The sequence below is a fragment of the Aquitalea magnusonii genome (assembly GCF_003202035.1).
In the GTDB taxonomy this organism is placed as follows: Bacteria; Pseudomonadota; Gammaproteobacteria; order Burkholderiales; family Chromobacteriaceae; genus Aquitalea; species Aquitalea magnusonii.
The window spans coordinates 86,772-112,599 of the sequence record NZ_QJKC01000009.1; the positions used below are offsets into that span (position 1 = coordinate 86,772).

Genomic DNA, 25,828 nt, shown 5'->3' on the forward strand with positions numbered 1-25,828 from the left:
ACCATGTTGTGGTCTGTCTTTTTACCCGCTGCACTGCTATTGGTGATCACCCCCGGAGCCGGCACGCTGTGTGTATGGCGTGCTTTTTTTCGCGGTGGCTGGGGTGCTGCCGGCCAGGCCCTGGCCGGTTTGCTGCTGGGGCTGGGATTGCGTTTGCTATGGCAGCGCCAGCCGGCCTGAGGGTGCCGCTGCCTTGACCGATTGGTGTCATGGAATGTGCAAAATGCGACACTGCTCTTATCAAGCCGCTGGTTTGGCATTAGAATCTCAGGGTTTGTTCGGAGGAGCCGTCTTGTCGCCATTTGCAGCTGTTGTCATTAGCGCCCGCACCACCTGTCACGGTGGCGCCGTGTCGTTGCTGCGAGGCCGGACTGTTCCCGGACCCCGGAAATTCCAGAAAAAAAGCTCCTGATTGCTCAGGGGCTTTTTTTTTATGGGCAAAAAATAATTCGCAGAATGCAAGGACCCCCCATCATGGCAAACCCGCTCTATCGGAAACATATCATTTCCATCCCCGATTTTTCGCGCGAGGAGCTAGAGCTCGTCGTGGAAACGGCGGGCAAGCTCAAACGCACGCCGCGCAATGACCTGTTGCAGGGCAAGCTGGTGGGCAGCTGTTTCTTTGAGCCGTCCACCCGTACCCGCCTGTCGTTCGAGACCGCGGTACAGCGCCTGGGTGGCGACATCATCGGCTTTGCCGATGGTGGCAATACCAGTGCCAAGAAGGGCGAAACGCTGGCCGACTCCATCAAGATCATCAGCTCCTACGCCGATGCCGTGGTGATGCGTCACCCCAAGGAAGGCGCGGCGCGTCTGGCCAGCGAGTTTTCCAGCGTACCGGTGATCAACGGTGGCGACGGTTCCAACCAGCACCCCACGCAAACCCTGCTCGACCTGTTCACCATCCGTGAAACCCAGGGCACGCTGGAAAACCTGACCATTGCCTTTGTCGGCGACCTGAAATACGGCCGCACCGTGCATTCGCTGACCCAGGCGCTGTCGCTGTTTGGCGCACGCTTCTATTTTGTCGCGCCGGAACAGCTGGCCATGCCGGACTATATCTGCGAGGAGCTGGACGAAAAGGGCATCGAATACACCATTGTCGACAGCCTGGACGATGTGATCCCGCTGGTGGACATCATGTACATGACCCGGGTGCAGCGCGAACGTTTCGACGAAACCGAGTTCAAGAAAATCCAGGGCCAGTTCGTGTTGCGTGCCGACATGCTCAAGAGCGCGCGCACCAATATGAAGGTGCTGCACCCGCTGCCACGGGTGGATGAAATCACCGTGGATGTGGATGCCACCCCGCATGCCTACTATTTCGAGCAGGCCAAGAACGGTGTGTTTGCCCGTCAGGCGCTGTTGTCGCTGGTACTGAACGAAACCGTATAAATCAGGGAAGGAAACATCATGCAATACACCCGTACCGTTGAAGCCCTGAAACAAGGCACCGTCATCGACCATATCCCGGCCGGCCAGGGGGTCAACATCCTGCGCCTGTTCAAGCTGGCGGAAACCGGCGAGCGCATTACCGTGGGGCTGAACCTGTCGTCCCGCCACATGGGCGCCAAGGACATCATCAAGGTGGAAAACGTGGCGCTGACCGAAGAACAGGCCAATGAGCTGGCGCTGTTCGCACCCAAGGCCACGGTCAATGTCATCGATAATTTCGAAGTGGTGAAGAAGCACAAGCTGGAGCTGCCGGAAAGCATCGAAGGCATTTTCGCCTGCCCCAACTCCAATTGCATCTCGCATGCCGAGCCGGTGAAGAGCCATTTCTTCGTCAAGGCACAGGCCAAAGACATCAAAATGAAATGCAAGTATTGCGAAAAGGTGTTCAGTAAGGATATTGTTGCAGTCGTGCGCTAAGTCGTGCAGAGGAAGAGAATAGAGAACTTCAAGAACGGACGCTGTTTCAACAGCGCAGCAGCTAGAACAGAAAACGCCGCAGGCAACTGCGGCGTTTTTCTTTTTCTCGCCTTCGGTAAGGAAGGCGAGGCTCCCTTACAGGGTAAGGGCGGGGGGAAAGGGAGTAGACGGGAAGGCTGTCGGATCAACACGTTGATGAAGAGGCCCGGCTTTGCCGGGTCCTGTGGAGTTTTAGCAAATCACATTGCCAACAGCCTGACGCCGCAGGCAACTGCGGCGTTTTTCTTTTTCATCAATGCCCTGTGCGGCTTACAGCGGGCCCTCGCTCTGGCCGCTGATGAATTTCTGCATGTAGACCAGGTCCAGCCAGCGGCCAAACTTGAAGCCCACTTGCGGCAGCACGCCCACCTTGATGAAGCCCAGTTTTTCGTGGAAGCGGATCGAGCCTTCGTTGGCGGCGTCCACCGCGCCCAGCATGGTGTGCTTGCCCAGTGCCTCGGCGCGCGGGAACAGCGCACTGACCAGGGCACTGCCTATGCCCTTGCCACGGGCGGCGGGTGCCAGGTGCACGCTGTGTTCCACGGTAAAGCGGAAACCGGGGCGCGGGCGGAAATCGCCGAAGCTGGAAAAGCCCAGAATTTCGCCCTGTTCTTCCGCCACCAGCACCGGGTAGCCGGCGGCCAGCCGGTCCTGGAACCAGATGGCAAATTCACCGGGGTTGAGCGGGTCGTCGTTGTAGATGGCGGTGGAGGTGGCAATCACCTCGTTGTAGATATCCAGGATGACGGCCAGGTCTTCCAGCTTGGCATCACGTATCTGCATGTTTTCTCCTGTCATGAGCTAGTCCGGCGCGTCGCGGTGGGACGCGCCAGGGCGGATCGAAGCGTCCGCTCAGCCGGCCTTGCCGGCGGGTTCGGTTTTCTTGCGCGGTGCGCGTTTCTTGCGTGGTGCCGCTGCGGGCGGCGGATTTTCCGGCGGGGCGGCGGGTGTGACCGGGGCGGTCACGGTCGGTTCGGCCGCCTCGCCATCCTTGATGCGGATTTCACTGTGCAGCTTGGAGCCGTTGCGTTGTTCCTGCACGCTGAGGAAGTCCAGCTTCTTCACCATTTGCGACAGGCGCGAATGGCCGTAATTGCGCGGGTCGAAGGAGGGATCGTTCTTGGCAATGTAGGAGCCGACCGCCGACAGTTCGGCCCAGCCGCTTTCGCGCGCCACGGCATCGATGGCCGAGGTGAACATGGCCTGCAGCGGGTGGACTTCCTTGGCCAGCACCGGTTTGCTCTTGCTCTGGCGGGTGGTGCGGGTGCGCGGCTTGTCGTTGCTGGCGACGGCTTCCGGTGCTTTTTCCGGGCGCAGGATTTCGGTAAACACGAATTTGTCGCAGGCGGCGATAAAGGGGCGCGGCGTCTTGGATTTTTCACCGATGCCGATCACGGTCAGCCCGCCTTCGCGCAGGCGGGTGGCCAGCCGGGTGAAATCGCTGTCGGAGGACACCAGGCAGAAGCCATCGAAATTGCCGGTGTACAGCAGGTCCATGGCGTCGATGATCAGCGCCGAGTCGGTGGAGTTCTTGCCACTGGTGTAGGCAAACTGCTGGATGGGGTGGATGGCGTGCTTGTGCAATACCTCTTTCCAGCTCTTGAGCTGGGTGGTGGTCCAGTCGCCATAGGCGCGCTTGACGATGGCCGTGCCGTATTTGGCCACCTCGGCCAGCAGTTCGGCGGTGAGGCTGGCCTGGGCGTTGTCGGCATCGATCAGGACGGCGAGTTTGCGGTTTTCCATGCAGTTGCTTCCGGTCGGGGAATGCGGCCATGCTAAGCCCGACAGCGGCCGGCGTCAAAAGACCGCGCCGGTTTTGATCGAATGCTTGGCTGGCTGGCACGCCGTTTGCTCTGTATTGCCTGGCATATCGCCCAACAGGAGGTTACGCCATGCCCTTCTTTTCAAGCCCGCGCAAGCATACCCCGGCTGTGCAGAAGACCAGTGAAATCGTGATGTTCAACTATCGGCGCCCGGTGCGTGCCCGCCAGGTGGCGCTTGGCAGCAGTGGCCGGCTGTGGCTGGTGGAAACCCTGGATGCGGTACACGGCATCTGGGTGTGGCAGGACGAGTACAACGGTGTGGACCAGGCGCTGGATGAGGCGCGTCGTCTCAGCCTGATGCTGTCGTGACAGGCTGCGCCTTGAAACGGTGCGTGTTTTCCCCGAAATCGGGATTTTTTGATCAAAAAAAGGGCGCGGATGAGCTCATCCGCGCCTGAACCACCCTCTCTTTACTGCTACAACACTCACAAAACCATCAGGCTACCTTGCGTTTGCCGGCCGCTTGGCGGAAACGCTGCAGCAAGCTCTGCTGCCGTTCGCCAGCCTGCTTCCAGGCAGCTTCCTTGACATGGCCAAAGCCACGCACGCCTTCGAATAGCTTGATCAGCTCTACCGCCGTGGCCAGGTTGTCGGCATTCAGCCCGTCCAGCACGCTGTGGACCTGTTGTTCGAATTCGCCAATCAGCTGGCGTTCCAGCTTGCGGTCGGCCTGCCAGCCAAACGGGTCGAGTACGCTGCCACGCAGGAAGCGCAGTTTGGCCAGCAGCTTCATGCCGTGGAGCAGCCAGGGGCCGAAAGCCACTTTTTTCGGCTGATGGCCGGTGATCCAGCCGGCACCGATATGGAAGCGTAGCCGGTAGTCGCCGTCGAACTGGCTGGCCAGCTCGCGCAGGAAGTCGCCATCGGTATACAGGCGGGCCACTTCGTACTCGTCCTTGTAGGCCAGTACATGGAAGTAGCCACGGGCCACCGCCAGTGCCAGCGCGCTGCTGGCCGGGTTCACTGCCTGCTCGGCACGGACCACCTGTTCCACCAGCGCCTTGTAGCGTTCGGCCAGCGCCTGGTTCTGGTAGGCCACCAGCTCCTTGGCACGGTGGTGCATGACCCCGTCCACGGTTTCACGTGGAACAAACTGCACCACGGAAGAGGGATTGACCAGCGCTTCCACCCGCGCCGGGTCGTGCGCGGCATGACGGCCCCAGATAAAGGCCTGCTGGTTGAACTTGACCGCGGCACCGTTCAGGCGAATGGCTTCCATCAGCGCCTCTTCGCTCACCGGCACCAAACCCCGCTGCCAGGCATAGCCCAGCATGAACATATTGCTGGCAATGGCATCGCCCATCAGCGCGGTGGCCAGGCGGGTGGCGTTGACTTCCCAGAAACGGCCGGCGCCGACCGATTCGATCACTGCGTCCTTCATGGCGCGGCTGGGGAAGCGCACGTCCGGGTTTTTCAGGAAGGCGCTGGTGGGCGATTCGTAGCTGTTGACGATGGCGTGGCTGAAGCCTTCGCGCATCTTGGCCAGTGCTTCTTCGGCAGCGGTCACCACCAGGTCGCAGCCCAGCACCAGGTTGGCATCACCAGCGGCAATGCGTACCGCGTGCAGCTGCTGCTGGCTGTCGGCTATGCGCACGTGCGACCACACCGAGCCACCCTTTTGCGCCAGGCCCGCCATGTCCAGCACGGTGACGCCCTTGTGGTCGAGATAGGCGGCCATGCCCAGTACCTGGCCGATGGTGACGACGCCGGTGCCGCCCACGCCGGTAATCATGATGCTGAACGGTTCATGCAGAACTGGAATCTGCGGTGCGGGCAGGGCGGGCATGGCTTCCAGCGTGGCGGCGGCCGGGCTTTGCTTTTTCAGCTTGCCACCCTCGACGGTGACAAAGCTGGGGCAGAAGCCTTCCACGCAGGAGTAGTCCTTGTTGCAGCTGGACTGGTCGATCTTGCGCTTGCGCCCCAGTGCTGTTTCCACCGGCAGTACCGACAGGCAGCCGGATTTCTTGCCGCAGTCGCCACAGCCTTCGCACACTTTTTCATTGATGAAGGCGCGCTTGGCCGGGTCGGGATATTCATTACGTTTGCGGCGGCGGCGTTTTTCGGCGGCGCAGGTCTGGTCGTGAATCAGGATGGTGGTGCCGGCGGTGTCTCGCAGCTCTTTTTGCAGGCGATCCAGTTCGCGGCGGTGAAATACGTCCACGCCGGCGGCCAGCCCCTGCACGCCCTGGTATTTTTCCGGCTCGTCACTGGTGATGACGATGCGCTTGACACCTTCGGCCGCCAGCTGGCGGGTCATCATCGGTACATCCAGATAACCGTCCACATGCTGGCCGCCGGTCATGGCCACCGCATCGTTGTACAGAATCTTGTAAGTGATGTTGACCTTGGCGGCCACCGCGGCGCGGATGGCCAGCAGGCCGGAGTGGAAGTAGGTGCCGTCGCCCAGGTTGGTGAAGATGTGCTTGGTGTTGGTGAACGGTGCCTGACCGACCCAGGTGATGCCCTCGCCACCCATCTGGGTAAAGGTCTTGGTGCTGTCGCCTTCGATCCAGTGTGCCATGTAGTGGCAGCCGATACCGGCTACGGCGCGGCTGCCTTCCGGCACGCGGGTGCTGGTATTGTGCGGACAGCCGGAGCAGTAGTGCGGCACGCGGGCAATGGCCTCGCGCGGCTGGACCAGCTGGGCTTCTTTTTCGTCGTAGAACTTCAGCCGGTCGTGAATCACCGGGCTGTCAAAAATCAGTGCCAGGCGGCTGGCGATGGCACGGGCAATCATCGCCGGGGTCAGCTCGCCGGCCGCCGGCAGCAGCCAGTCGCCGTGCGGCAGCGCCCATTCGCCTTTTTCGGCAAACTTGCCCACCACGCGCGGGCGTACGTCGTCGCGCCAGTTATAGAGTTGTTCCTTGAGCTGGTATTCGATGATCTGGCGTTTTTCTTCCACCACCAGGATTTCATCCAGCCCTTCGGCAAACTGGCGCACGCCTTCCGGTTCCAGCGGCCACACCATGCCCACCTTGAAGATGCGCAGGCCGATGTCGGCGGCCAGCGCCTCGTCGATGCCCAGGTCGTCCAGCGCCTGCATCACGTCCAGATAGCTCTTGCCACAGGTGATGATGCCCAGCCGCGGTTTGGGCGAATCCAGGGTGATGTGATTGAGCTTGTTGGCGCGGGCATAGGCCAGCGCGGCATACAGGCGGTGGTGCAGCACGCGCTTTTCCTGCACCAGCGGCGGGTCGGGCCAGCGGATGGACAGGCCGCCTTCCGGAATGGGGAAGTCCTGCGGAATGACAAAGTTGAAGCGTTGCGGCGAGATGTCCACTACCGCCGAGCTTTCGATGGTGTCGGAAATGGCCTTGATCGAGACCCAGCAGCCGGAGTAGCGGCTCATGGCCCAGCCATGCAGGCCGAAGTCGATGACCTCCTGCACGCCGGACGGGGATAGCACCGGAATCATGCTGGCGGCGAGGATGTGGTCGGACTGGTGCGGAAAGGTGGAGGATTTGGCCGCGTGGTCGTCACCGGCCACCAGCAGCACACCGCCCTTGGCACTGGTGCCGGCCACATTGCCGTGCTTGATCACATCGCCGGAGCGGTCCACGCCGGGGCCCTTGCCATACCACATGGCGTAGACGCCATCGTATTTGGCCCCCTCGAACATATTGACCTGCTGCGTGCCCCACACGGCGGTGGCGGCCAGGTCTTCGTTCAGGCCGGGCTGAAACACCACATTGTGCGCCTTGAGATAGGGCTCGGCCTTCTGCATGGTCTGATCGACATTGCCCAGCGGCGAACCGCGATAGCCGGTGACATAGCCGGCGGTGTTCAGCCCGGCGGCACGGTCCAGCTCCTGTTGCAGCATGGGCAGGCGAACCAGCGCCTGGATGCCGGTCATCAGCACCTGGCCGGTGGCGGCGGTGTATTTTTCTTCCAGATCAACATGACGGATGGACATGGTTTCTCCTCCTGCCGTGCGGGGCCGGACCGGTAAGGTGGCCGGCGCGGCCTGCGGCTTGTTCTCGCTTGTGGCGGCGGCGGGTTTTCTCCTGGGGAAAACGCACGCCTTTCTTTATGTTGTAGGCCGTAATCCTGCTGGCCGGGTGGCATTCTCCATGCCTGGGCGCAGCCGATGGCAGCTATGTGGCGGACTCTAACTTACGTTTACGTCAACGTCAAAGGTCTTGACGCACAGTGCCGCACAGTGCGGCGATTGTGCCAGTGCAGCATGGGTGTGCCGATATTGTTTTCGTGGCAGAACAGCATGTTATCGGGCTGATGGTTTCTTCAGGCCGGCCAAGCCGTTAAGCTGTCGCGTTAAACCCCTTCTGCATCGAGTCTGTCATGTCTTCCGCCCAGTCCCGGCAGGACGCCACCCGCGGCGTGCTGTTTACCTTTGTCGCCTTTGTCATCTGGGGCCTGTTTCCGCTGTACTGGAAGCCTTTGCACCATATCCCGGCCTTGCAGATTCTCTGTCACCGCATTGTCTGGTCAGCCCTGTTCGTGGCCGGCATCCTCACCGTGCGCCACAACTGGGCCTGGCTGGGCGAGGCGGTGCGTCAGCCGCAAAAGCTGGCCATTTTCGGCCTGTCCTCGCTGATGCTGTCGCTCAACTGGCTGATCTATATCTGGGCGGTGAATGCCGGCCATGTGGTGGAGGCCAGCCTTGGCTACTTCATCAACCCGCTGTTCAATGTACTGCTGGGACGGCTGTTTCTGGCGGAAAAACTCACGCCCATCCAGCGCAGCGCCGTGCTGCTGGCAGCGGCCGGTGTGGCCTGGATTACCTGGACTAGCGGCACCGTGCCGCTGATTGCCCTGTCGCTGGCCGCCACCTTCGGCCTGTATGGCTTGCTGCGCAAGAAAGCGCCGCTGGCCTCGCTGGAGGGGCTGGCGCTGGAAACCTTCCTGATGGCACCGCTGGCGCTGGCGGCCTTGTTGTGGTTCCAGTGGCAGGGGCAGGGTGCTTTCCTGCACGAGGCGGTCGGCAGCGATGTGCTGCTGGTGGGGGCCGGGGTGGTTACGGCGGTGCCGCTGCTGTTGTTTGCCGCCGGCGCGCGCCGGCTGAAGCTGGCCACCGTGGGCCTGATCCAGTACATCGGCCCCACCATTCAGCTGGCGCTGGGGGTGTGGCTGTTCGGTGAGCCATTCGACAGCGCCAAATTGCTGGGCTTCTGCCTGATCTGGCTGGCCTTGCTGCTGTATTCGGCCGCCGGCCTGCTGTCCATGCGCCAGCAAAAGCGCAGCGCTGCCACCGCCTGAACGCCATGGCAGCCTGCTGTTCGCGCAAGCCCGGCCATGCCGGGCTTTTTGCTGATGGCGGTACGCAGGACATTGTCGTTGACCCCGCCACGGTTCGGGCAGAAACTGCCAGTTTGCCGGCGATGGCGCTCATGAAGTGCCAGTGACAGGCCGTAGCCAAAGGAGAAACATGCAACATCCCCGCGATTTTTTCCGCCAGCTGAATCAGCAATACCTAGCCGTGCACCGCGCCAAAGAGGCGCTGTTCTGGTCTACCTACATGGGGACGTCCGACGACCATGCCGGTTTTGGCCGTGCCGAAACCGCCTACAAGGATTTCATTTCCAGTCCCGAACGGCTGCAGCAGACCCGCGCCATGCTGGAGGCCGCCCGCGCCTTGCCTGCCGATGCGGAGCAGGCCGGCTTGCTGCATGGCCTGCAAGGCTGGCTGGCCCTGTTTGAAAGCAACATCATCGACAATGATGTGGCGCGCCAGCATATGGCCCGGCTGATCGAAATGGAGGCCGCGCTGTTTGCCCGCCGGCAGTCGTACCGCCTGCGTCACCGCAACGAGCACGGCCAGTGGGAAGACGCCACGCTCGGCACGCTGCTGACCAATATGGCCACCAATCCGGACGAGGCCTGCCGCAAAAGTTCACATGAAGCCTTGCTGCAGCTGGAGCAATGGGTGCTGGACAATGGCTTGCTGGATATCGTGCGTCAACGCAACGCCTTTGCCCGCGCCCTGGGTTACCGCGACTATTTCGACTACAAGGTGCAGAAAAACGAGCGGATGACGCCGGAAGCGCTGTTCGCCATTCTGGACGACTTCGAGCAGCGTACCCGTCAGGTCAACGAAAATGCACTCAAGCAGCTGGCCAGCAACAAGGGCGCCAGTGCGCTGGAGGCCTGGAATCTGCGTCACCACATGAGTGGCGATGTCACCCGCCAGATGGACCCTTACCTGCCGTTTGCCAAAGCGGTGGAGCGCTGGCTGGAAAGCTTCCGCCGGCTGGGCATACAGTATCGCGGTGCGCTGCTGCAACTGGACCTGATCGAGCGCAAGGGCAAATACCAGAACGGTTTTTGCCATGGTCCGCAACCCAGCTATGTCGATGAGCAGGGCCGCTGGGTGCCGGCGCACATCAACTTTACCTCCAATGCCGCGCCCGACCAGGTGGGCAGCGGCGACCGCGCCATCAATACCCTGTTCCACGAGGGGGGTCATGCGGCGCATTTTGCCAATGTGACGCAGAATGCACCGTGCTTCTCGCAAGAGTTCGCACCGACCTCCATGGCTTATGCCGAAACCCAGTCCATGTTCTGCGACAGCCTGCTGGGCGATGCCGACTGGCTGGCGCGCCATGCGCGCAACCGCCAGGGCGAGGCCATGCCCGAGGCGCTGATCCGCGCCGGCATCGAAGCCAGCCAGCCTTATCGCGCCTTCATGGAGCGCATGATCCTGCTGGTGGGCTACTTCGAGGCCGCGCTCTACCAGCTGCCGGATGATCAGCTGAGCGCCGGGCAGGTATTGCAACTGGCCCGCAGCAGCGAACAGCGCATCCTGGGCATCGCCTGCAGCCCGCGCCCGTTGCTGGCCATACCCCATCTGTTGAACCAGGAATCGGCGGCGTCCTATCATGGTTATCTGCTGGCCAATATGGCGGTGTATCAGACCCGCGCCCATTTCCTGCGCCAGTATGGCTATCTGACCGACAACCCGGCCATCGGCCCGGCACTGGCCGAGCATTACTGGGGGCCGGGCAACAGCATCAGCCACGATGCCACCTTGCAGAGCCTGACCGGCGAGCCGTTCAATGCCCGTTATCTGGCCGACGAATGCAATCGCAGCGTGGAGCAGGCCTGGGCCGATGCCCGGCAGCAGATGGCCGCCGCCGCCAGCCGCCCTTATCCCGAGCCGGCGGCGACCGGTCTGGATGCCCGTATCCGCCTGGTGCATGGCGATGCGCTGATTGCCGACAACAGCCAGGGCGATGCCGCCATGTGCCGGCAGTTTGAACAATGGGTGGCCACGCACTATCCGGCCAGCATCACTTGATATCCTGATACTGTTTGCCCCTGCCACCATGAGGCCCCGCCATGTCTGACACGCTTGCACTGGAATTCGACTGTGACCTTGCCCGGCTGGAGCGGGACATGATCCATCACTATCTGAGCCAGCAGTCCTACTGGGCGGCCGGCTTGCCGCGGGATGTGTTTGAGCGCTCGCTGGCCGGCTCCTTGTGTTTTGGCGTGTATGTCGCTGGCAAACAGGTGGGATTTGCCCGCATGATTACGGATCAGGCCACCTTTGCCTATCTGGCCGATGTGTTCGTGCTGCCGGACTGGCGCGGGCGTGGTATCAGCAAGGCATTGCTGGCACATATCATCGCTTATCCTGCCTTGCAGAATCTGCGACGCATGCTGCTGGCCACGGCCGATGCGCACGGCCTGTATGCGCAATTCGGCTTCACCGCATTGTCACGGCCCGAATACATGATGGAGCGGCTGGAGCAGCAGGTATATCAGCGACTGGCAGCCGCGGTGGCCACACCGGGCGGTACACAAGGATAAGAGCTTATGGAGCTGGCCAAACAATGGCTGCAAGGCAAGGGTGTCGAGTTGGGGCGGGGCGCGCATAATCCGCTGGCTCCGGCCGATTGCATCAATGTCGCCCCATGCAATGGGGTGGACTATATCGATGAGCGTGATCTGCTCGACTATCAGCGCAGCGCAGCAGAGCAGGAAAAATACGGCCATGCGGTCGCTCAGGTCGATATTGTGGCCGAAGCTACCGACCTGCCATTACCCGATGGTGAACTCGATTATGTCGCCAGCTCGCATGTGCTGGAGCATGTGCCGGACATCTTCCGCGCCTGGCTGGAGTGGGGACGGGTGCTGCGCCCCGGTGGCATCAACTTCATGATCGTGCCCAAGCGCGATGCCATTGCGGAAGACAGCGTGCGGCCGATCAGCGGGCTGGAAGCGCATGTCGAGACCTTCCTGCAAGGTGTGAATCCAGACTCACTGCCTCCGTCACTACCATGGCGTGGCCACTACCATGTATTCACCCTGCAAGGCCTGTTTGCTGCGCTCAACTGGTTTAACCAGCAGGGCCTGGGCTGCTGCTGGCTGCTGGAGGCGCAAGAGGAAAGCGACAGCAAGATCGGCAACGGCCATACCCTGGTGCTGAGCAAACAGCACACCCTGCCGCCGCTGGAAGACTGTATCAGCCAGCTGGGTGCAGCCTTCCAGAACGAACGCTATGCCGAGGCAGCCTTGCTGGCACGCCAGGCCCTGTCGCTCAATTTCCGCATTCACGAAGCCTGGTTCATCCTGGCCATGTCGCAAGTGCAATTGGGAGACCGCCGTGCGGCGGGACAGTCGCTGACCCAGGCGCTGGTGTTGCAGCCCAAGCACGCCGAGTACCGCAATGTGTACCAGCAATTGCAGGGCCAGCCCTTCAGCTATCCGTTGAGCCTGGTCGACTACCTGGCGCGCCTGCTATGACCGGCAAGCAGTTCTGGACCGACCCCTACCAGACCACGCTGAGCACCACGGTGACGCAGGTGGATGGCGCGCAGCTATGGCTGCAGGACACCATCTTCTATGCCTTTAGCGGCGGACAGGAAAGCGACGCCGGGACGATAGGCGGCTGGCCGGTGCTGCAGGCTGACACGCAGGGGCTGGACATCGTCTATACCCTGCCGGCCGGGCATGGCTTGCAGGCAGGTGATGCGGTGCCGGTGCAGATCGACTGGTCACGGCGCTACCGGCTGATGCGGCTGCACTTTGCTGCCGAGCTGACGCTGGAAACCATCTACCGCGATTTTGCCGGGGTGGAAAAGATCGGCGCGCACATCGCCGCGGACAAGGCGCGCATCGACTTTGCCCTGCCCGAACCCATCACCCCGCACCTGCCGGCCATCACGGCCAAAGTGCAGGGCCTGATCGATGCCGACAGCGCCATCATCAGCGCCTTCTCCGACATGGAAGCCCAGCGGCGCTACTGGGAAGTGCCGGGTTATTGCCGGGTGCCCTGCGGTGGCACGCACCTGCGCCGTACCGGCGAGGTGGGGCGTATTGCGCTCAAGCGCAAGAATATCGGCAAGGGCAAGGAGCGGGTGGAAATCACCCTGCTGGAGAATGACGCATGCTAGGCAGCTGTCTGTGTGGCGCAGTCACTTATGAAGTGGATCAACTGGACCTGCCCATTACCCACTGTCACTGCCTGACTTGCCAGAAAGCGCATGCCGCGCCCTTCGTGCCAACGGCCGGAGTATTGCGCCAGCATTTCCGCTGGCTGCGCGGCGAGGACCAACTGGGCAGTTTTCAGTCCTCACCCGGCAAGCTGCGCCATTTCTGCCGCCAGTGTGGCAGCCATCTGCTGGCCGAGCGCGAAGGCCGCCCCCATGTCATCCTGCGCGTGGCCACGCTGGACGAGGCACCCGCACAGCAGGCCAGCCAGCATATCTGGACCAGTCACACCCGACCCTGGCTGGAGGTGGACAATCTGCCGTGCTGGCCGGAATGGCCGCCGGGCAGGTAAGCTGGCTGTTTTGTGCGATAGCGGCAGTGCCCGCACACGGGCCGCTGCCATGACGGGATAATCATGTGGTATGACCTTGCCGCCGTAGGCGCGGCAACCTGCTGGGCCTGGGGCGCCATTCTGGGGGCCGGCCCGGCCATGCATTTTGGCCCCTTCACCTTTACCCGCCTGCGGCTGAGCCTGATGACGCTGCTGCTGGGCGGCATCAGCCTGGCCAGTGGCGGCTGGCACAGCATGCACTGGGCCAATGTGCTGCCGGCCTTGCTCTCCGGCCTGACCGGCATCTTTCTGGGTGACACCCTGTATTTTTCCGCGATGAACCGGCTGGGGCCGCGCCGTTCCGGCCTGCTGTTTGCTACCCATTCGGTGTTCTCCGTGCTGCTGGGCATGCTGTTTCTGCAGGAAAAACTCAGCCTGGCCGGTTTTTTCGGCAGCGTGATGGTGTTTGGCGGGGTGATGCTGGCGGTGGCCTTTGGCCGCGGCAAGCAGCACAGCAAGGCCTGGGAGCATCCGGCGCAGTTCAAGCTGGGCGTGGCACTGGGCATGGCGGCGGCACTGTGCCAGGCGCTGGGTACCTTTTTTGCCAAACCGGCCATCGCCGGCGGGCTGGAGCCGGTGACCGCCTCGGCCATCCGCATGGGCGTGGCTTGTCTTGTGCATAATCTGCTGTGGCTGGGCGGCCTGCCGCTGGCCAGGAGCCGTGGTGCCTATACGCCGCGCATGCTGGGGCAGACGGCGCTGAATGGCCTGGTGGCGCTGGGCCTGGGCATGACGCTGATCATGCTGGCACTGCAACATGCCAATGTGGCCACGGTGGGCATGCTGTCGGCGCTGAGCCCGGTATTGATCCTGCCCATGTTGTGGCGGGTGTACAAACAACCCCCGGCGGTGGCCGCCTGGCTGGGGGCCTTGCTCAGCTGTGCCGGCACGGCCTTGCTGGTATTGCGCTAATTTTACCCGGCTGCCATTTCCTGCCATGGCGGGGGGCAGGGTATGATGACGAGGCTGGCCGCCGCGCCAGCGCTGTTTCCCGATGGCAATGGCACGGTGCCCTTGCCCGCACGCATGACGGATCGCCGATGATTTCCCATATCCAGTCCAGCCTGACTGAAGCGCAAAGCGCACTGAACAATCTGCTGGCCAATCCCCAGGCACTGGCCAGCATCGAGGCCGCTGCGCAGCAGCTGATTGCCAGCCTGGCGGCCGGTGGCCGCATCTTTTCCTGCGGCAATGGTGGCTCCATGTGCGATGCCATGCATTTTGCCGAAGAGCTGACCGGCCGTTACCGCAACAACCGGCGCGGCATGGCGGCCATTGCCATTTCCGACCCCAGCCACATGAGCTGCGTGGCCAACGATTTTGGCTACGAGCATGTGTTTTCGCGTTATCTGGAAAGCCATGGCCGGGCTGGCGATGTGCTGATCGGCATCAGCACCAGCGGCAACAGCCAGACCATCGTCAACGCCGCCACGGTGGCGCGTGAGCTGGGCATGAAGGTGATCATCCTCACCGGCCGTGCCGCCACCCGGCTGGAACCGCTGGCCGACGTTTACGTCAACACCCCGGGCGGCCAGTATGCCGACCGCGTGCAGGAACTGCACATCAAGGTGCTGCATATCCTGATCGAGCTGGTGGAGCGGCATTTCTGCCCGGAAAACTATAGCCAATAAGCCAGACCGCCTTGCACTTCTAGCCAGTCACCTGTTTTTTATGCAAAATGACTTTTTGGCAAGCAAGGAGTCGTGCATGTCAGTGGCAAGATGGTGCATGGTGCCGGTCTGGATGATGGCCGCCGTGGTTCAGGCGGCCGAGCCGGCCAGCAAACCGGTGTTGCATCCGGGCAGCTGGTTCGAGCTGCAATCGGTCGACGCCTATTCCGGCAAGGAAATCAGTCATCAGCGTGAGGTGTTCAGTGGCTACCGCGGGCTTGATTACCGCTTTCAGGTAGAGGATTCAACCGGGCGTCGCTATGACATGCTGCGCGATGGTGATTACAACCTGCGGCTGCTGGATAAAAAAACGGGAACCGTTTTCAGCCTCGACATTTTCCATTGGCCGCTGAGCAGCGGCCAGTCCCACCATCTGAGTTACCAGCTGGCGGGCATCCCTTACGAGCAGGACGTCACTGTGGGGGAGAGCGAAACGGTGACAGTGCCTGCCGGCAGCTTTGTAGCCTACCCGATCCGCATCACTGGCCGCTGGCATCATGACGGTTACTCCGGGCCGCTTGCCGAAACCGACTGGTATGCACCGGCCATCGGTCATGTGGTCAAGCAGGAATACACCGATTTCAGCAATAAAAAGAATTATCGCGGTAACTGGGTGATCACCCAGCTGCAGGCATACCGGCTGGCGGGATCTGCCGCGCCCTGAAGCGCGCAAGCCGCGCTGGCGCTACTGATTGGCCCGCACCCAGCGGTGCCAGTGGCCGTACAGTTCCGGGTCGATGGCGGCAATCACCGAGCGCTTCCACACCGTATCGCTCCAGTAGTCATCGGTGTTCAGGCTGGCCAGGCGGCCGCCGGCTTCTTCCAGGATCACCGCGCCGGCAGCATAGTCCCACAGCCGCTGGCCGCCGTGCAGGTAGAGATCGTAACGGCCGGCGGCCAGAAAACACCAGTCCAGCGTGCTGGAGCCCATGCTGCGCTGGCTGCCGAACGGCGCCACGCTGCTCATGCGTGCGGCCAGCTTGCCGGAACGCAGGTATTTCACCTCCACCGCGGCAATGGCATCGCCCATGCTGTTGCGGGTGGTTTTCAGCGGCAGGCGCTGCTGGTTCAGCCAGGCACCCTGGCCGCGGCGGGCGTAGAACATTTCATCGGATACCGGGTTGTAGATCACCCCCAGCTCGCTGACACCACGCACCATCAGCGCCACCGAAATGGCAAAGTAGGGCAGGCCGTTGACGAAATTGGTGGTGCCGTCGATGGGGTCGACCACCCACAGGCCATCCGGATTGCCCAGCCACAGCGCATCCTGCTCTTCGCGGGTCATTTCCTCGCCCAGCACCGGGTGCGGCAGCACGGCCGGCAGTTTTTCCCCCAGCGCCTGCTGACAGGCCATGTCGGCCTCGGTGAACAGCGAGCCGTCGTCCTTGCGTGTTTTACCCACACGCAAAAAGCGCGGCATCACCTCCTGGCGGGCCACGTCACGGACAACTTGCATCACCTGTTCAAGCACCTGCATGGTGTTCTCCTGGGTATCCTGCCGCGCCGGCTCGCCGGCTTCTGGCAGAAACGACAACAGCGGCCATCCGGCCGACGTCAGTCAGTAAGGTAAACTGCATGGCCGCCGGCCATCGTACCAGCGGCATGATTGTCGTCTTGTCCACGTTGTGTAGCAGAAGGGGCAAGACGCTGCTGAAGCAAGTGACAGCGCCGGAGCAATCATGAGGGCCCATGGGTGCCATCATTTTTGCCACTTGCTAAAGATGGGTTGTTGCAACTGCAGCAAACAAAGCAAAATACCGTTATCACCACGGACTTTCAATACGCCATGCCAAGGTTTTTTATCGAAACACCGCTGGCGGCGGGGCAAACCCTGTCGCTGCCCGATGCCGTTGTCCGTCACATCCAGGTGCTGCGCCTGAAAGAAGGCGACAGCCTGACCCTGTTCAATGGTCAGGGCGGGGAGTATCAGGCCAGCTTGCTGTCGCTGCACAAGCGCGATGCCAGCTGTGAAATCACCCGCTTTGACGACATCAGCCGCGAGTCGCCGGTATGGCTGGGGCTGGCACAGGCCATTTCCAGTGGTGACCGCATGGAATTCACCCTGCAAAAAGGGGTGGAAATGGGCGTGTCGCTGTTTCAGCCGATTGCCGCCGAGCGCTCGGTGGTAAAGCTGTCCGGCGAGCGGGCCGACAAGCGGGTGCAGCGCTGGCAGGAAATCGTGCAATCCGCCTGCGAGCAGTGCGGGCGCAATACCCTGCCGCAGGTCTTGCCCATTCTCAGCCTGCATGAATGGCTGCAACAGCAGCAGGATGCCGATGCGCGGCTGATCCTGTCGCCGCTGGGGACACAGAAGCTGGCGGATATTGCCAGCGCACCCAAGCGGGCCTGGCTGATGGCTGGGCCGGAGGGTGGTTATTCCGCCCGCGAGGAGGCGGCGGCGCTGGACGCCGGCTGGACACCGCTGAAACTGGGCCCGCGCATCCTGCGTACCGAAACCGCCGCGCTGGCCGCGGTGGCGGCGGTGCAGGCGGTGTGGGGGGATTACTGTATCTAGAGCTTCGCCGTCGTTGCCAACTCCGGCAGGGAATTAAATTTTGAACCGCTTCGCGGTGCTGTTTTTCATGGCGGGGCAGCGACAAGGGTGGTTGTCATAACGCTGACGATGCATGACATTCCCCGTGGCGCGCGCCGTCGGAGCTGCGTTGGGCAAGGTTTTAAGCCGCTGCATGTTTGAGCCATTCGACGTTAGCGAATGGCGAGTTCGGCGGCGCCTTGCCCGGCGCGGATACGGCGGAAATACGCGCAACCCGGGGTCGCCTAGGGGTGCAGGGGAGCTGGCGAGGCAGCTCCCCTGCCTGCACGGCGGGCAGCCCCGCCATGAAAATCATCCCGCGCAGCGAACAAATGGTGGTTACAACTTGCGTATTGCTACTCCTGCCTGGCCTGGCAGGCAAGTGCAGCCAACAAAAAGCCCGGCAGTGCCGGGCTGGATGATGTCGATCAGAGCGCTACCTTGCTCAAGCCGTGGTGGCGATGTCCTGCTGGCGGTAAATCAGCTTGCCGGCCAGCAGCAGCTCCTGTTCGCCCAGGGTGAACTGCCCCGGGGGGGCCGCCCGTTCAAATACGAAACGCCGCTCCTGGTATTCGATCCAGGCGCTGATGGGCTGGTCCTGAAAGCGGCCGAGTATCTCCGGCGAACGGGCCGTTACCTCGGCCTCGCTCAGCCGTATCCCCTGCGGGGCCGCTGCGGCGTTTTCTTCCTGTACTTCCCAGTTGGCCTGGGCGACCGGTTGCGGCGTGTTGCGGGTGGCCATTTGCAGCCACAGGCGATACGCCCACAAGGGCAGCAGTACCCGGTGCACCCGCTTGTCGTCGGTGATGACGCAGGCAATGGGGAAGCGGTGCCGGCAGGCCGGGCAGGTGCCCTGCGCCGCCAGAAACAGCTTGTCCTGCTGCAGGCTGGCCAGGCCGGACATGTGTTCGCAACCCACCATGGCATGGCAGTGCGGGCAATGTTTGCCAAAGCGGCGAACCCGGTTGCCATTGGCAAAGGTCACCGGGAGATAACTGGAAATCGTGTTCTGTCTGGCCATTTACAAGCTGTCCACTTCGACGCCGTGCTGGCGGGATGGCGTGCAGTATACCCTGTCCGCCAGGGTGGCGGACAGGCAGGGTCCAGGGATGGTGCGCGGGCCGCTCACGCCAGGCTCAGCCGGCAGCACAGGCTGTGGCTGGCCCCGGCGGCCAGCAGGCGGCTGTCTTCGCCGGCATTGGCCGCTTCGATGCAGACAAAATCCTGCCAGCCCGTGTCCGGCAGGTCGGCAAGGCGTGCGGCCTTGTCCTGCCAGGGATTCCACACCACCACGCTGGCCGATCCGCTGCGGCTGATGCGCAGGCGGCGCTGCCATTGCGGGTCTTCCAGCAGCACGTCGGCCTCGCTGTAGACAATGGCATCGAATTCGCCCTGCAATGTCAGCGCCTGTGCCGGCAGGCGGCTGTAACGGCGGCCGACCTTGTCTTCGCACACCGCCCCCTCCAGCCCGTGCAGGCGGATGCGCCGGCTGTCGCCGACCGCCAGATAGCTGTGCAAGGCGGCGCTGAAGGTTTGCTCCTGCGTGCTGTCGTTGCGGGTGTGCAGGCTGATGTCGATGTGGTCGGACAGGGTGTACTCGAGAACGACAGCCAGGCCCTGCCAGTCCGGGCCTTGCAGTTTCACGTGAAACGCATCGCCTTCGCGCAGTACGGCCTGCAATGTCCATAACTGCTGGCGGGCCAGGCCGTGGGCCGGGGCGCCGTCATCCGTGGGGTGCGGACCAAACCACGGCCAGCATACCGGCACGCCGCCGCGGATGGCCTTGCCGGCTTGCAGTAGCGCTTGTGGCGACATATACAGCCAGGGTTGCTGACCATAAGGCTGGAAAGACAGCAATTGGCCACCCAGCAGGGACAGGGTGGCGCTGCAGCTACCGCTGTCCAGCTGCAACAGGGTGACATCGTTGCCCAGGGCAATCAGCCGGGCACCGGCGGGCAGGTTCATGGCCATATGGCTTCTCGTTGGCAGGAAAATGGGATGATCATAGCGCAATGGCGCGCCCTGATCTGTGGCGTAGCGACGCGGATGCGGGCAATGCTCTGGTCAGGGCGGTGGGAACAGGGCATGCTAGCGCACGGTGGTCTGCGCTGGATCAGTCTTTGCCCGGCCTCCGCAGTCTAGAATCCATCATCCTCCGACTTCATGGAAAACAAGGTGTCTGCCACAGCTCAACCGCGCTATCTGCGCATCAAGGAATACATTCTGGAAGGCATTCGCAAGAAGGAATTCCTGCCGGGTAACAAGATACCGCCGGAGCTGGAGCTGGCCAGGCAGTTTTCCGTGTCGCGCATGACGGTGAACAAGGCGGTGCGCGATCTGGCCGAAGCCGGCATCCTGCTGCGCTTTGCCGGTGACGGCACCTATGTGGCGGAACGCAAGGCGGAATCGCCGCTGCTGGACATCAACAATATTGCCGCGGAAGTGGAAGCACGCGGCCATACCCACAGCGCCGACGTGCACCAGCTGGAAACCATCTCCGCCGGCGAGGAAATCGCCCTGCAGCTGGGGGTGAAGGTGGGCACGCCGGTATTCCATTCCATCCTGGTGCACCGCGAGGACGGCCTGCCCATCCAGCTGGAGGACCGTTACGTCAATCCGGCCTGGGCGCCGGACTATATCCTGCAGGATTTCAGCCGGCGCACGCCTAATGAATACCTGATGGAGAGCTGCCCGCTGACCGATATCGAACACACGGTGGAGGCGGTGTTGCCCGATGCGCGCGAGCTGGCCATGCTGGACATCAGCGCCGGCGAACCCTGCCTGCTGGTGTTGCGGCGTACCTGGTCCTACAAGAATCTGGTCACCTTTGCCCGGCTGGTCCACCCCGGCGGCCGCTACAAACTGCGCTCGCAAAGCCGGGTCAAGAAATAAACTGCCTGCTTGACCGGGCTGGCCCGGTGCTTTGCACCACATGGCCCCGATCTGCTGCCGTGATTCTGTCACTCAGTTCGGCTATGCTGTCAGCGCACACCTGCGCTCTGCATTTTCCCAACTGCCAACACTGACAACAACATCATGGATACCCTGCTGCTACTCAAGGCGGCCATCCTCGGCATCGTCGAGGGGCTGACCGAATTCCTGCCCATTTCCTCCACCGGCCACCTGATCCTGGCCGGCGAATTGCTCAAGTTCAACGACGAGCGTGGCAAGCTGTTTGAAATCGTCATCCAGTCCGGTGCCATTCTGGCGGTGATCTGGGAATACCGTGCCCGCATTGCCAGCGTGCTGGCTGGTGCCCGGCACGATGCGGCGGCAAGACGCTTCATCCTCAACCTGGCCATTGCCTTCTGCCCGGCCGCGGCACTGGGCTTTCTGTTCAGCAAGGCCATCAAGGCCCATCTGTTCAACGCGCCGGTGGTGGCCAGCATGTTCATCATCGGTGCGCTGGTCATCATGTGGGCCGAGCGCCGCCAGCACAGCATCCGCGTGCAGACGGTAGAGGAAATGACACCGCTGGACGCGCTCAAGGTAGGCTGCGCCCAGGCTTTTGCGCTGGTGCCGGGCACTTCACGCTCCGGTGCCACAATTATCGGCGGCATGCTATTCGGCCTGTCGCGCAAGGCGGCCACCGAGTTTTCCTTTTTTCTGGCCATTCCCACGCTGATCATCGCCTCCCTGTATTCCCTCTATAAAGACCGGGCGCTGCTGGCGGTGGATGATCTGGGCATCTGGGCGGTGGGCCTGCTGTTTTCCTTTGTTTCGGCCTTTTTCTGTGTGCGCTGGCTGCTGCGCTTCATCTCCAGCCACAGCTTCATGCTGTTTGCCTGGTATCGCATCGTGTTCGGCATCATCGTGCTGCTGACCTGGCATTACGGTTGGGTCAACTGGGTGGATAGCTGAGCCACAGCCTGATAAATAATTGACTATACAAATACTGTTGGATTTATGACGCACCAAGGGAGCCGCCGGCTCCCTTTTTTATTTTCTTAAAACATTGAATTTATTGATTATTTGCATGATATTTGTTTGGTGAGTACCTCAGGTTGCGGTTGACATGGTTTCGTATCCGGTTTATTTGTATATACAAATCAGGAGCAGACATGACCCTCACACACGATAGCCCGCGCAGCCTGTGGCTCAATGCCCGGCTGGCCACCATGGACAGGCAGCATGCCGCGCCCTATGGCGCGCTGCACCAGCACGCACTGGTGGTGGAGCAGGGCCGTATTGCCGCCATCCTGCCGCAAGCTCAGCTGAACCCGGCCAGCTTTGACGGCGAGGTGGTGGACGTGGCCGGGCGCTGGATCACCCCCGGCTTTATCGACTGTCACACCCACCTGGTGTATGGCGGCAACCGCGCGGCCGAGTGGGAAAAGCGGCTGCAAGGTGTGCCATACCAGCAGATCGCCGCCGAAGGTGGCGGCATTGTCTCCACCGTGCGTGCCACCCGCGAACTGGACGAGGCAGCACTGGCGGCCGCCAGCCTGCCGCGCCTGCAGGCGCTGATGGCCGAAGGGGTGACCACCGTTGAAATGAAATCCGGCTACGGCCTGAACCTGGCCGACGAGCTGAAGCAGTTGCGCGTGGCCCGCCAGCTGGCGGCCAGCCAGCCGGTGGAAGTGTCGCCCACCTTGCTGTCGGCCCATGCGCTGCCGCCGGAGTTCGCCGGCAATGCTGATGGCTATATCGAGCATGTCATCCGCGACATTCTGCCGGCGGTGGCGGTGGAACAACTGGCCGAGGCGGTGGATGTGTTCTGCGAAAGCGTGGGTTTTTCCCCGGCGCAAACCCGCCGCGTATTCGAAGCTGCCCAGCAGCACGGCCTGCGGGTGAAGGGCCATGTCGAGCAGCTGTCCAATCTGCATGGTGCAGCATTGGTGGCCGAATTCGGCGGCCTGTCGGCCGACCATATCGAATACCTGGATGAGGCCGGAGTGGAGGCCCTGCACGTGGCCGGCACGGTGGCCGTGCTGCTGCCCGGTGCCTTCTACTTTTTGCGTGAAACCCAGAAGCCGCCAGTCGAACAGCTGCGGGCAGCTGGCGTACCGATGGCGGTGTCCACCGACCTCAACCCCGGCACCAGCCCGTTTGCCTCCATCCGGCTGGCCATGAACCAGGCCTGCGTGCTGTTTGGCCTGACCCCGGAAGAAGCGCTGGCCGGCACCACCCGCCATGCCGCGCAGGCGCTGGGCCGTGGCCATAGTCACGGCAAGCTGGCGCCGGATCACGTTGCCGACCTGCTGCTGTGGGATATCGAACACCCTGCCGAAATCGTCTACGGACTCGGCGTCAACCCGCTGGCCGAACGGGTATTCCGTGGCCAGCGTCCGGGCAAGGAAACAACACAATGACTCCAGACATGAAGCTGTGGACCGGCCGTGTGGATGCCGGTGAAGGCGAACTGGCACGGCGCTGGCACCAGCTGGCCACCCCGTTTGCCCCCGGCCTGCCAGCAGGCATCGGCATTGCCGGTTTTGCCTGCGACGAAGGCGTGCGGCGCAATCAGGGCCGTGTCGGAGCGGCGGCAGCCCCCGCCGTCATCCGCAAGGCGCTGGCCAATCTGGCCTGGCATCAGGCTTATCCGCTGTGCGATATGGGCGATGTGGCCTGTGACGATGGCGATCTGGATGCCGCCCATCTGCGGCTGGCGGCGGCGGTGGAACAACTGGCGCGTGCCGGACATTTTCCGCTGGTGCTGGGCGGTGGCCACGAAACCGCCTACGGCACCTGGCGCGGCCTCGCCGCAGCGCACCCGGACCAGGTGATCGGCATCATCAATTTCGATGCCCACTTCGACATCCGTGAAGCAGCCGAGGCCACCTCCGGCACGCCGTTTGCGCAGATTGCCGCTGACTGCTCCAGCGCAGGCCGTCCCTTCCATTACCTGTGTCTGGGCGTGGCCGAGCCATCCAATACCCAGGCGCTGTTTGCCCGCGCCGGTCAGCTGGGCGTGCAGTGGCTGCTGGACAGCGCGCTCAGCCAGGCGGGCCTGGCCAATGCGCAGCGTGCGGTGCAGGACTTCATCGACCAGGTGGACATCGTTTATCTCACCATCGATCTGGATGTGCTGCCCGCCAGCGTGATGCCTGCCGTGTCCGCCCCCGCCGCCATGGGGGTGGAGCTGCCGGTGGTGGAAGCACTGGTCACCGCCATCGCCGCCAGCGGCAAGCTGGCCGGGGCCGATCTGGTAGAGCTGAACCCGCAATTTGATATCGACAGCCACGGCGCGAAGACGGCGGCCCGGCTGGCGTGGAGTATTACCCGTCATCTGGTCAAGAACCGCTGACAAAACCGCGTAGAGAACCCGGGCCAAGGCGGCGCAACGCTGGAGCGGGGGTTTTGTCAGCGGTTCCCGGTAAGGAATTCAGGGCAGTTGCCCGACAACATGGCAGTACCAAGGAGACAGCAATGAGCGCAGCACAACAAGACAGCCGTTTCGACCCGACCCGAGTGATCCGCGCCCCGCGCGGCACCGAACTTTCCTGCAAAAGCTGGCTGACCGAAGCCGTCTACCGCATGATCCAGAACAATCTGGACCCGGAAGTGGCCGAGCATCCGCAAAGCCTGGTGGTATACGGCGGCATCGGCCGTGCCGCCCGCAACTGGGAATGTTTCGACACCATCCTGGACGTGCTCAAGCGTCTGGAAGACGACCAGACCCTGCTGATCCAGTCCGGCAAGCCGGTGGGCGTGTTCAACACCCATGCCGACGCGCCGCGCGTGCTGATTGCCAACTCCAACCTGGTCCCGCACTGGGCCAATTGGGAACACTTCAACGAGCTGGATAAGAAGGGCCTGATGATGTACGGCCAGATGACAGCGGGTAGCTGGATTTACATCGGCTCGCAAGGCATCGTGCAAGGCACTTACGAAACCTTCTTTGCCGTGGCCAACCAGCACTTCGACGGCAAGCCGCAGGGCCGCTGGATCCTGACCGGCGGTCTGGGTGGCATGGGTGGCGCCCAGCCGCTGGCTGCCACCATGGCCGGCTTCAGCATGATTGCCGTGGAATGCGATGAAACCCGCATCGACTTCCGCCTGAAAACCCGTTACGTGGACCGCAAGGCCACTACACTGGACGAGGCGCTGGCCATCATTGAAGACGCCAAGCAAAGCGGCAAGGCGGTATCGGTCGGCCTGCTGGGCAATGCCGCCGACGTGTTCACCGAGCTGGTGAACCGTGGCATCACCCCGGATGTGGTGACCGACCAGACCTCCGCGCACGACCCGGTACACGGCTATCTGCCGCAAGGCTGGACAGTGGAACAATGGCGCGCCAAGCAACAGACCGCCGCGGCTGAAATCACCGCCGCCGCCAAGAAGTCCATGGCCGTGCAAGTGCGCGCCATGCTGACCCTGCAACAGCGCGGTGCCGCCACGCTGGACTACGGCAACAACATCCGCCAGATGGCGCTGGAAGAAGGCGTGCAGAATGCCTTCGACTTCCCCGGCTTTGTTCCGGCCTATGTGCGCCCGCTGTTCTGCGAAGGCATCGGCCCCTTCCGCTGGGTGGCGCTGTCCGGCGACCCGGAAGACATCTACAAGACCGACGCCAAGGTGAAAGAGCTGATCCCGGACGATCCGCACCTGCACAACTGGCTGGACATGGCGCGTGAACGCATCAGCTTCCAGGGCTTGCCGGCACGTATCTGCTGGGTGGGCCTGAAAGACCGCGCCCGTCTGGGTGCAGCCTTCAACGAAATGGTGAAGAATGGCGAACTCAAGGCGCCAATCGTGATTGGCCGCGACCATCTGGACTCCGGCTCGGTGGCCTCGCCCAACCGCGAAACCGAAGCCATGCTGGATGGCTCGGATGCCGTGTCCGACTGGCCGCTGCTCAACGCCCTGCTGAATACCGCCGGCGGCGCCACCTGGGTGTCCTTGCACCACGGTGGTGGCGTGGGCATGGGCTTCTCGCAGCACTCCGGCGTGGTGATCGTGTGTGATGGCACCGACGAAGCCGCCAAACGCGTGGGCCGCGTACTGCGCAACGATCCGGGTACCGGTGTGATGCGTCATGCCGATGCCGGTTACGACATCGCCAAAAATTGTGCACGGGAGCAGGGCCTGGACCTGCCGATGCTCAAGTAAGCCGGGTAGAGAATGCCCGATCCGGCCTTAGCTTGCCGCGGGCATTCTTTGTGCA

The 25,828-nt window shown here is 62.5% G+C and carries 25 protein-coding genes; 19 read left to right on the plus strand and 6 right to left on the minus strand.

The features are described from left to right. The first annotated feature begins 3 nt into the window (after positions 1 to 3). The 3 genes from DFR38_RS21240 to pyrI all read left to right on the plus strand — a co-directional run bounded on the left by DFR38_RS21240 (position 4) and on the right by pyrI (position 1,872). The gene (locus DFR38_RS21240; protein WP_158527728.1) at positions 4 to 180 is read left to right on the plus strand and encodes a hypothetical protein; all 177 of its coding nucleotides are present in this window, start codon (positions 4 to 6) and stop codon (positions 178 to 180) included. Between the two features lie 294 nt (positions 181 to 474). Then, the gene (pyrB, locus tag DFR38_RS11165; protein WP_059284400.1) at positions 475 to 1,395 is read left to right on the plus strand and encodes an aspartate carbamoyltransferase; all 921 of its coding nucleotides are present in this window, start codon (positions 475 to 477) and stop codon (positions 1,393 to 1,395) included. Positions 1,396 to 1,413: 18 nt separating this feature from the next. Further along, positions 1,414 to 1,872: an aspartate carbamoyltransferase regulatory subunit gene (gene pyrI / locus DFR38_RS11170; protein ID WP_103523728.1), complete on the plus strand. Its 459-nt coding sequence runs from the start codon at positions 1,414 to 1,416 to the stop codon at positions 1,870 to 1,872. 309 nt (positions 1,873 to 2,181) lie between these two features. On the opposite strand, the gene DFR38_RS11175 is transcribed toward pyrI, so the two are convergent. Together DFR38_RS11175 and DFR38_RS11180 are read right to left on the minus strand one after the other, a co-directional pair. Further along, a complete protein-coding gene (locus DFR38_RS11175) occupies positions 2,182 to 2,694 on the minus strand; it encodes a GNAT family N-acetyltransferase (protein ID WP_059284401.1) in 513 nt (170 codons plus the stop codon). A 69-nt stretch (positions 2,695 to 2,763) separates the two neighbouring features. Then, a complete protein-coding gene (locus DFR38_RS11180) occupies positions 2,764 to 3,654 on the minus strand; it encodes an NYN domain-containing protein (RefSeq protein WP_110313397.1) in 891 nt (296 codons plus the stop codon). A gap of 149 nt (positions 3,655 to 3,803) precedes the next feature. Here DFR38_RS11180 and DFR38_RS11185 point away from each other — a divergent pair, with 149 nt between their 5' ends. Next, the gene (locus DFR38_RS11185) at positions 3,804 to 4,043 is read left to right on the plus strand and encodes a hypothetical protein (RefSeq protein WP_103523731.1); all 240 of its coding nucleotides are present in this window, start codon (positions 3,804 to 3,806) and stop codon (positions 4,041 to 4,043) included. A 127-nt stretch (positions 4,044 to 4,170) separates the two neighbouring features. Here the strand turns inward: DFR38_RS11185 and DFR38_RS11190 are convergent, their stop codons facing one another. After that, positions 4,171 to 7,647, minus strand: coding sequence for an indolepyruvate ferredoxin oxidoreductase family protein (locus DFR38_RS11190; protein WP_110313398.1), 3,477 nt, complete (start codon positions 7,645 to 7,647; stop codon positions 4,171 to 4,173). 386 nt (positions 7,648 to 8,033) lie between these two features. Between DFR38_RS11190 and rarD the strand changes: the two genes are divergently transcribed. The 9 genes from rarD (at position 8,034) to DFR38_RS11235 (ending at position 15,852) form a co-directional block, all read left to right on the plus strand. Then, positions 8,034 to 8,951 carry an EamA family transporter RarD gene (rarD, locus tag DFR38_RS11195; protein WP_110313399.1) on the plus strand — a complete coding sequence of 306 codons (918 nt, stop codon included), beginning with the start codon at positions 8,034 to 8,036 and terminating at the stop codon, positions 8,949 to 8,951. 169 nt (positions 8,952 to 9,120) lie between these two features. Then, a complete protein-coding gene (locus DFR38_RS11200) occupies positions 9,121 to 10,989 on the plus strand; it encodes a M3 family metallopeptidase (protein ID WP_059286250.1) in 1,869 nt (622 codons plus the stop codon). A 41-nt stretch (positions 10,990 to 11,030) separates the two neighbouring features. After that, positions 11,031 to 11,504: a GNAT family N-acetyltransferase gene (locus DFR38_RS11205; protein WP_059286251.1), complete on the plus strand. Its 474-nt coding sequence runs from the start codon at positions 11,031 to 11,033 to the stop codon at positions 11,502 to 11,504. 6 nt (positions 11,505 to 11,510) lie between these two features. After that, the gene (locus tag DFR38_RS11210; RefSeq protein WP_059286252.1) at positions 11,511 to 12,440 is read left to right on the plus strand and encodes a class I SAM-dependent methyltransferase; all 930 of its coding nucleotides are present in this window, start codon (positions 11,511 to 11,513) and stop codon (positions 12,438 to 12,440) included. Continuing rightward, entirely contained in the window at positions 12,437 to 13,090 is a 654-nt protein-coding gene (locus tag DFR38_RS11215; RefSeq protein WP_059286253.1) for an alanyl-tRNA editing protein, read from the plus strand. Before DFR38_RS11210 ends, DFR38_RS11215 begins: the two co-directional genes overlap by 4 nt. Beyond that, positions 13,084 to 13,479 (plus strand): GFA family protein, encoded by a 396-nt coding sequence (locus DFR38_RS11220; protein WP_059286254.1) that lies wholly within the window; start codon positions 13,084 to 13,086, stop codon positions 13,477 to 13,479. Before DFR38_RS11215 ends, DFR38_RS11220 begins: the two co-directional genes overlap by 7 nt. Before the next feature lie 63 nt (positions 13,480 to 13,542). Continuing rightward, the gene (locus tag DFR38_RS11225; RefSeq protein ID WP_239688689.1) at positions 13,543 to 14,430 is read left to right on the plus strand and encodes a DMT family transporter; all 888 of its coding nucleotides are present in this window, start codon (positions 13,543 to 13,545) and stop codon (positions 14,428 to 14,430) included. A 128-nt stretch (positions 14,431 to 14,558) separates the two neighbouring features. Beyond that, positions 14,559 to 15,149: a D-sedoheptulose 7-phosphate isomerase gene (gene gmhA / locus DFR38_RS11230; protein ID WP_059286256.1), complete on the plus strand. Its 591-nt coding sequence runs from the start codon at positions 14,559 to 14,561 to the stop codon at positions 15,147 to 15,149. Between the two features lie 76 nt (positions 15,150 to 15,225). Further along, entirely contained in the window at positions 15,226 to 15,852 is a 627-nt protein-coding gene (locus DFR38_RS11235; protein WP_146215965.1) for a hypothetical protein, read from the plus strand. Between the two features lie 21 nt (positions 15,853 to 15,873). Here DFR38_RS11235 and DFR38_RS11240 read toward each other — a convergent pair whose 3' ends face one another. Further along, a complete protein-coding gene (locus DFR38_RS11240; protein ID WP_059286261.1) occupies positions 15,874 to 16,659 on the minus strand; it encodes an inositol monophosphatase family protein in 786 nt (261 codons plus the stop codon). A 315-nt stretch (positions 16,660 to 16,974) separates the two neighbouring features. On the opposite strand from DFR38_RS11240, the gene DFR38_RS11245 reads away from it, so the two are divergent. Beyond that, positions 16,975 to 17,703: a 16S rRNA (uracil(1498)-N(3))-methyltransferase gene (locus DFR38_RS11245; RefSeq protein ID WP_059286262.1), complete on the plus strand. Its 729-nt coding sequence runs from the start codon at positions 16,975 to 16,977 to the stop codon at positions 17,701 to 17,703. A gap of 463 nt (positions 17,704 to 18,166) precedes the next feature. Here DFR38_RS11245 and DFR38_RS11250 read toward each other — a convergent pair whose 3' ends face one another. After that, positions 18,167 to 18,742, minus strand: coding sequence for an Rcat domain-containing protein (locus DFR38_RS11250; RefSeq protein WP_059286258.1), 576 nt, complete (start codon positions 18,740 to 18,742; stop codon positions 18,167 to 18,169). Between the two features lie 104 nt (positions 18,743 to 18,846). Further along, positions 18,847 to 19,692: a D-hexose-6-phosphate mutarotase gene (locus DFR38_RS11255; protein WP_110313400.1), complete on the minus strand. Its 846-nt coding sequence runs from the start codon at positions 19,690 to 19,692 to the stop codon at positions 18,847 to 18,849. 204 nt (positions 19,693 to 19,896) lie between these two features. On the opposite strand from DFR38_RS11255, the gene hutC reads away from it, so the two are divergent. The 5 genes from hutC to hutU all read left to right on the plus strand — a co-directional run bounded on the left by hutC (position 19,897) and on the right by hutU (position 25,773). Then, on the plus strand, positions 19,897 to 20,613 hold the full coding sequence (hutC, locus tag DFR38_RS11260; protein WP_082693475.1) for a histidine utilization transcriptional repressor HutC: 717 nt from the start codon (positions 19,897 to 19,899) through the stop codon (positions 20,611 to 20,613). A gap of 144 nt (positions 20,614 to 20,757) precedes the next feature. Then, complete coding sequence (locus DFR38_RS11265; protein ID WP_110313401.1) at positions 20,758 to 21,582, plus strand: undecaprenyl-diphosphate phosphatase; 825 nt, start codon at positions 20,758 to 20,760, stop codon at positions 21,580 to 21,582. A 200-nt stretch (positions 21,583 to 21,782) separates the two neighbouring features. Next, the gene (gene hutI / locus DFR38_RS11270; protein WP_059286260.1) at positions 21,783 to 23,033 is read left to right on the plus strand and encodes an imidazolonepropionase; all 1,251 of its coding nucleotides are present in this window, start codon (positions 21,783 to 21,785) and stop codon (positions 23,031 to 23,033) included. Then, entirely contained in the window at positions 23,030 to 23,968 is a 939-nt protein-coding gene (hutG, locus tag DFR38_RS11275) for a formimidoylglutamase (protein WP_110313402.1), read from the plus strand. Before hutI ends, hutG begins: the two co-directional genes overlap by 4 nt. A 122-nt stretch (positions 23,969 to 24,090) precedes the next feature. After that, entirely contained in the window at positions 24,091 to 25,773 is a 1,683-nt protein-coding gene (hutU, locus tag DFR38_RS11280; protein ID WP_110313403.1) for a urocanate hydratase, read from the plus strand. Positions 25,774 to 25,828: the final 55 nt, after the last annotated feature.